The sequence below is a fragment of the Mesorhizobium sp. M5C.F.Ca.IN.020.29.1.1 genome (assembly GCF_003997375.1).
In the GTDB taxonomy this organism is placed as follows: domain Bacteria; phylum Pseudomonadota; class Alphaproteobacteria; order Rhizobiales; family Rhizobiaceae; genus Mesorhizobium; species Mesorhizobium wenxiniae.
This window is the reverse complement of the sequence record NZ_RZSW01000367.1, coordinates 1-6,364: the sequence shown is the minus strand read 5'-3', so window position 1 is coordinate 6,364 and position 6,364 is coordinate 1. Positions and strand designations below refer to the sequence as shown.

The 6,364-nt window shown below is 62.1% G+C and carries 8 protein-coding genes; 7 read left to right on the top strand and 1 reads right to left on the bottom strand.

All coding sequences use genetic code 11. The features are described from left to right. Positions 1 to 163 precede the first annotated feature (163 nt). The 7 genes from EOA85_RS24270 (at position 164) to EOA85_RS24240 (ending at position 5,704) form a co-directional block, all read left to right on the top strand. A complete protein-coding gene (locus EOA85_RS24270) occupies positions 164 to 784 on the top strand; it encodes a ribonuclease D (RefSeq protein WP_029348220.1) in 621 nt (206 codons plus the stop codon). Positions 785 to 835: 51 nt separating this feature from the next. Next, a complete protein-coding gene (locus tag EOA85_RS24265) occupies positions 836 to 1,084 on the top strand; it encodes a hypothetical protein (protein ID WP_127211453.1) in 249 nt (82 codons plus the stop codon). A gap of 104 nt (positions 1,085 to 1,188) precedes the next feature. Continuing rightward, complete coding sequence (locus tag EOA85_RS24260) at positions 1,189 to 1,443, top strand: GlsB/YeaQ/YmgE family stress response membrane protein (RefSeq protein ID WP_065010153.1); 255 nt, start codon at positions 1,189 to 1,191, stop codon at positions 1,441 to 1,443. A 38-nt stretch (positions 1,444 to 1,481) separates the two neighbouring features. Next, complete coding sequence (locus tag EOA85_RS39935; protein ID WP_281033780.1) at positions 1,482 to 1,616, top strand: hypothetical protein; 135 nt, start codon at positions 1,482 to 1,484, stop codon at positions 1,614 to 1,616. A gap of 205 nt (positions 1,617 to 1,821) precedes the next feature. Beyond that, complete coding sequence (locus EOA85_RS24250; protein ID WP_065010152.1) at positions 1,822 to 2,211, top strand: hypothetical protein; 390 nt, start codon at positions 1,822 to 1,824, stop codon at positions 2,209 to 2,211. A 381-nt stretch (positions 2,212 to 2,592) separates the two neighbouring features. Further along, positions 2,593 to 4,848 carry a transglycosylase domain-containing protein gene (locus tag EOA85_RS24245; protein WP_127211452.1) on the top strand — a complete coding sequence of 752 codons (2,256 nt, stop codon included), beginning with the start codon at positions 2,593 to 2,595 and terminating at the stop codon, positions 4,846 to 4,848. 103 nt (positions 4,849 to 4,951) lie between these two features. Then, on the top strand, positions 4,952 to 5,704 hold the full coding sequence (locus EOA85_RS24240; protein ID WP_027153080.1) for an SDR family oxidoreductase: 753 nt from the start codon (positions 4,952 to 4,954) through the stop codon (positions 5,702 to 5,704). 21 nt (positions 5,705 to 5,725) lie between these two features. Here the strand turns inward: EOA85_RS24240 and EOA85_RS24235 are convergent. After that, the coding region (locus EOA85_RS24235; RefSeq protein WP_206523356.1) for an NAD-binding protein at positions 5,726 to 6,364 on the bottom strand (639 nt) is incomplete at its 5' end.

The window sequence follows — 6,364 nt, the reverse complement described above, 5'->3', positions numbered from 1 at the left end:
ATCGGATCGCGGCAAGGACGGGCTAAAGCGCGTCGCGTGTGATCTGCCTGATGCGACGCGCTTTAGGTTGTTGTTTTATGCATGTCGTTATCGCAAAACCGCTGCACACTTTTGCGCTACATGCATTAGAGCGACGCGCGTCCAGTCGCGACCGGAGAATACGATGAGCGATATCCGCTTCCATAAGAACGACCTGCCGGGGCTCTTGCACTACGACGTCGGGGCGGTCGCCATCGACACGGAGACGCTGGGGCTCAATCCGCATCGCGACCGGCTTTGCGTGGTGCAGATCTCGCCGGGCGACGGTTCCGCCGACGTCATCCAGATCGCGCCCGGCCAGAAGAAGGCGCCAAACCTCGTCAGCCTGCTCAAGAACCGCAGCATAACCAAGCTGTTCCATTTCGGCCGTTTCGATCTCGCCGTGCTCTACAACGCCTTCGGCGTCATGCCGGAGCCGGTGTTCTGCACCAAGATCGCCTCGCGGCTTACCCGAACCTATACCGACCGGCACGGGCTGAAGGACATCTGTTTTGAGCTTCTCGGCGTCAGCCTGTCGAAAGCGCAGCAGTCATCGGACTGGGCGGCGGAGACGTTATCGCCCGAACAACTCGAATACGCCGCCTCCGACGTGCTCTATCTGCACCAGCTGCGCGATGTGCTGACAGCGCGGCTTGCGCGCGACAACCGGACCAGGGAGGCCGAAGCCTGCTTCCGCTTCCTGCCGACGCGTGCGAAACTCGACCTGATGGGCTGGGATGAGGCAGACATCTTCGCCCATAGCTAAGGCGGAACCTGGTGTTCGCCGCGACGTTCTGTCGGTCCGTGGAGGGATGAAATGGCTGCCAGAAAACCAATCGAAACAGCACCCAAGGATGGCTCCAAGGTCACCGTCTACTGGAAGGGCAGCGACGGGGTGATGAACGAATCCATCGCGCAGTACCGGTCGCTCGACCGGCTGAAAGCGGCCGGCGGCGACTGGGACGAGAACGACACCGGCTGGTGGGCCTATACGGACGGTCATACGCAAAGGAAGGTCGAGCCGATTAGCTGGCGGCCTGCATCCGGGGATGGCGACGACGTATGACGCCGCTGGCGGCGCCGGCTCCTTTCCAATAGGTTGGACATGTTCAATCGGAGGTCGATTCGGAGCTCTCTGCTCCGCGACCATTCGCTCGGGAGGGATCTGCAATGGGTACTGAGAGCCTGCTTGTCTTCATCATCATCGGTGCCATCGCCGGCTGGCTCGCCGGCCTGATCGTCAAGGGTTTCGGCCTCGGCCTGGTCGGCAATATCGTCGTCGGCATCGTTGGTGCCTTAATAGCCGGCTGGCTCTTCCCAAGGATGGGGTTCGCCATAGGCGGCGGTATATTTGCCTCCATCATCCACGCCACGATCGGCGCGGTGATCCTGCTCGTGCTGATCAAACTGGTGAAGCAGGCCTGATCCTCGAAGCACATCAAGGGCGCGCCATGAAGCAGAACATGCTCTATCTTATCATCGGCGCGCTCGTCGTCGTGGTCATCGCGCTCGGCGTCTATGTCTATCGCGAGCAAACCAGGCCGAAGGGCGTGGAACTCAAGATCGACGACAAAGGCATTTCGATCCAGCAGAACTGAGCGGCGTTGGGTTGGCGCGGCAAAGGTGCCGATGACCTGCCCCATCGGGTCAAAAATTGAGCGCCAAGGCAGGCCGCTCCATCCTTCGATGCACCGGGAGAGAAGCCAACCTGGATACGGAATAAGAGTGACGTATCGACACATCCGCGGTATGATCTTGGTACAGGGAGTTTGGGGCCAACCCACCTACTATTAGGAGGTTGCCATGAGGCACCAAACACTGGACCAACTGCATGCGGTGGCAAAGGTACACAGAGACCCAACACCTCCTAGAATGGACCGAACCCAGCGTCTCGAACGTTGGTCAAAACTTCTAGAACGGCAGCCCAGCCGACTCCTTACCGCGCTTATCGGGACCGAATATCGTTCGTCGCCGGAGCGCGAAATCATGCGTGGCGAAGGCTCGCCAATATCGGTTGCCTTCGAGGATCCGATTCTGCGCGATGAGGGCCTGAAAGACGACACTTATGGCGAAGCAAAGCGTTTCTTCGAACTGACGGACGATCAGCTCCACGAAATTGTCTGCTACTGCCATGTCGGCGAGACGATGCAATCATCCTGGGCAGCGCTTTCCGTTCGTGATGCGATCGACTAACGCATGATCCACCAAGGTGAATGACTTTGGTGGCAAGGTCATGCGCAGATTCAACGGTTTAGAGCAGCGATCGAACGCAAGAGACGGTGGCTGAGCGGTTGATGCTGAAATACGAGAAGGCCGTTTCGCGGGGGACGCCATTGTTGCAAACCGCCAGAAGCAAGGAACGCAGCGGTGACGCCCCTAACGCGTTGAATTAACTTTGAACCATTTAACCCGCCCTTAAATCGCCGCATCTACTCTTCACCCGAACGCCATGGAGCGATGTGCGTCCGTTCGGACGCACAAGTACGCTCTTAGACTTTGAAGCTTCGCATCGTGTTTCCGAAAATCGCGATTTTCGGGCCGATGCGATAGGCATCGGGACATACAGCACAGCGCATGGCGAACCGCAGAGACAGCCGCATCGAACCCAGCTTCGAGGGACCGCCACAGGCGAAATCCTCGGCCGGTTTTTCTGTGAGCGAGGAGGATCGCGTCGTGCCGAGCAACCGCAAGACCTGTGCAAAGCGCCAACCGGCCCGGACAAAATCGTCGCGTCGCGGACGTGGCAAAAGCCGGCGCGGCCTGTTCGGCGTGCTCGGCCGGTTGGCCTACTGGTGCTTCGTGCTGGCCATCTGGGGCGGCATCGCCAGCGCAGGCATCGTCGTCTATTACGGTGCGAAAATGCCGGCGGCCACCACCTGGGCCATTCCCGACCGCGCGCCCAATATCAGGATCGTCTCCGTCGAAGGAAAACTGCTCGCCAATCGCGGCATGAGCGGCGGCGAAGCTGTCGGCCTGCATGAAATGTCGGCCTATATTCCCGAGGCCGTCATCGCCATCGAAGATCGCCGCTTCTATTCGCATTTGGGCATCGATCCGATCGGTCTGTCCAGAGCCATGGTCGCCAACGTTCTCGGCGGGCGTTTTTCGCAGGGCGGCTCGACGCTGACCCAGCAATTGGCGAAAAACCTGTTCCTGACGCCTGATCGCACGCTGGAACGCAAGGTGCAGGAAGTGCTTCTGGCGCTGTGGCTCGAGCACAAGCACACCAAGGACCAGATCCTCGAAATGTACCTCAACCGGGTCTATTTCGGCTCCGGCGCCTATGGTGTCGAAGCGGCCTCGCGCCGCTATTTCGGCAAGAGCGCACGCGATGTCACGCTGCCTGAGGCCGCACTCCTCGCTGGCCTGTTGAAAGCGCCGTCGCGTCTGTCTCCGGCGCGTGACCCGAAGGCGGCCGAGCAGCGCTCGCAGCTCGTTCTCGCCGCCATGCGCGACGAAGGCAAGATCAGCGCTAAGGAACTGACCACGGCGATGAGCGCGCCGGCGTCGCGGGTGGCATCCTACTGGACGGGCTCGGAAAACTACGTCGCTGACACCATCGTGGAAGAACTGCCCGACCTGATCGGCGATGTGCGGGGCGACATCATCGTCGACACTACCGTCGACCTCACGCTGCAAAAGCTCGCCGAACAATCGATCCGCCGGCTGATCGACGGGAGCGGCAAGAAGCTCAATGCCAGCCAGGGTGTGCTGGTGTCGATCGACAATTCCGGGGCGGTACGTGCCATGGTCGGCGGCTATGATTATTCGACCAGCCAGTTCGACCGCGCCTCGGAGGCGCGCCGCCAGCCGGGCTCGGCGTTCAAGCCGTTCGTTTACATGGCGGCGCTGGAAGCCGGCCGCACACCAGACAGCGTGCGCAATGACGCGCCGATCAGAATAGGCAAATGGACGCCAACCAATTACGGCGGCAAGTATTTCGGCAAGGTGACGCTGGCGACGGCGCTGGCGAAGTCGCTGAACTCGGTGGCTGCCCAGTTAACCATGGAAGTCGGCCCTGACGCGGTGGTCGAGGCGGCGCATCGCATGGGCATCCAGTCCGACCTCACGGCCAACACCTCGATCGCGCTCGGTACCTCTGAAGTGACGCCGCTGGAACTGACGTCGGCCTATGTCCCCTTCGCCAATGGCGGCTACCGCCCGGACGTCCATTTTATCCGCCGCGTGACGACAGCCGGCGGCAAGGTGCTCTACGACAACAATGGCGACGGCGCCCCGCGCGTCATCAAGCCCGAGATCGTCGGGATGATGAATTCTATGATGACCGGCACTGTCGAAATCGGCACTGCCAGGAAGGCGGCCTTTGCCTGGCCGGCCGCCGGGAAGACCGGCACCAGCCAGAATTCGCGCGACGCCTGGTTCATCGGCTACACCGCCAATCTCACCACCGGAGTCTGGTTCGGCAATGACGATGGCGGTCCGATGAAGAAGGTCACCGGCGGCGCGCTGCCGGCGCAGGCCTGGCATGAATTCATGGTCGCCGCGCATGAAGGCGTGCCGGTGCGGCCGCTGCCTGGAACATGGAGGTCGACGCCCGCGGATACGATCGTGCAGGACGAAATACCGTCCAACGCGGCGCAACCCGCCCCGGTGCCGTCCGCTTCGGTTGGCCAATCCGCGCCGTCCGCCCAAAAAGCGTCGCCGCCTCGCGCCGTGCGTCCCGCCGAAACGGTCGATGCCGCAGGCTTCGGCGTGCCGGGCGGTGGCGGCACCACCGCATCTATCAAGCGCCCGGTGCCGCCCGGCGATGTCGGCGGCCCGGTCAAGAAGCGGCAGACCTCGATCTTCGACATCCTCACCGGCGGCTGACCCCTCGTCATCGCTGCCGTGTTCCGCTACATCTCCGGGTTAAAAGTGCTAGAGCGTACTTTGTGCGCCCAAAGGGACGCACGTCGCCCTAAAGAGATCGCGAATGGCCGAAACCGACACCAGAAAGACAATCGTGCTGACCGGCGCCAGCCGCGGCATCGGCCATGCCACGGTCAAGCGCTTTTCGCGCGAAGGCTGGCGCGTCATCACCTGCTCGCGCCAGGCCTTTGCCGAGGACTGCCCGTGGCCGGCCGGTCCGGAAGACCATATCAAGGTCGATCTCGCCGACCAGGAGGATGTCGGCATCGCGATCTCGGAAATCCGCCATCGGCTGGAGGCGCATGGCGGCCAGCTTCATGCGCTGGTCAACAATGCCGGCATCTCGCCGAAGCTCAAGGACGGCAACAGCCGAATGAATTCGATCGACACGCCGATGCATGTCTGGCGTGACGTGTTCCAGGTCAATTTCTTCGCGCCGATCATGCTGGCGCGGGGATTATTTAGGGAATTGGCGTCGGCCAAAGGCTCGATCGTCAATGTCACCTCGATCGCCGGTACCCGCGTGCATCCCTTCGCCGGCACCGCCTATGCGACGTCGAAAGCCGCGCTCGGCTCACTGACGCGGGAAATGGCGCACGATTTCGGCCCGCACGGCATCCGCGTCAACGCCATCGCACCCGGCGAGATCGATACGGCGATCCTGTCGCCGGGCACGGAAAAGATCGTCGAGACGATCCCGCTGCGGCGGCTGGGGACCACGGCGGAAGTCGCCGACATCATCTTTTTCCTGTGCTCGCAGCAGGCTTCCTATGTGACGGGCTCCGAAATCCACATCAATGGCGGCCAGCATGTGTAAGCGAACGCCGGCGATCGGGGTCTAAGTAATCGGTGCTTTCGGCTCTTCGGCCGCCTCTGTCTTGCCTTCCATCACCTCTTCCACAATCCCACGCGCGATCTCGCGCTCACCCATGATGACCGTGTCGGCTCCGAGCCCCTTGAGATGCTCGACCTCGGCATCGGAATGGGCGCGGGCAATGACGTTGATCTTCGGGTTGGCGGCGCGGGCGCGCAGCACGATCTGTCCCGCCTCGAAGGCGTTGGGGATGGCGAGGATCAGCCGCTTGGCGCCCTCGGGATTGGAAGCAGCGAACACCTCGCTATTCGCGGCGTTGCCGGACACGGTTTCGATGCCGTCGTGCCTGAGCTTCGCCAGCGTCTTGTCGGCATCCTCGATGACGAGGAAGGGCAGGGCGGCCTTCTTCAATGACGTGCCGACGAGACTGCCGACGCGGCCATAGCCGACCAGGATGGAATGGCCGGTAAGCGCTGTCCTGGGCGGCGGGCCGTCCTCTTTCACGGGTGCCGCAACCGAAGCCAGCTGGCCTGGCTCCGTCGCGGGGCCGATCGGCTTTGCCTCGTCGAGCGAAGCCGTCTTGCCGGCGCGCCTTTCCAGCCAGGGTTTCATCCAGTCGACGGCAAGGAACATCAGCGGGTTGAGGACGATCGACAGGATAGC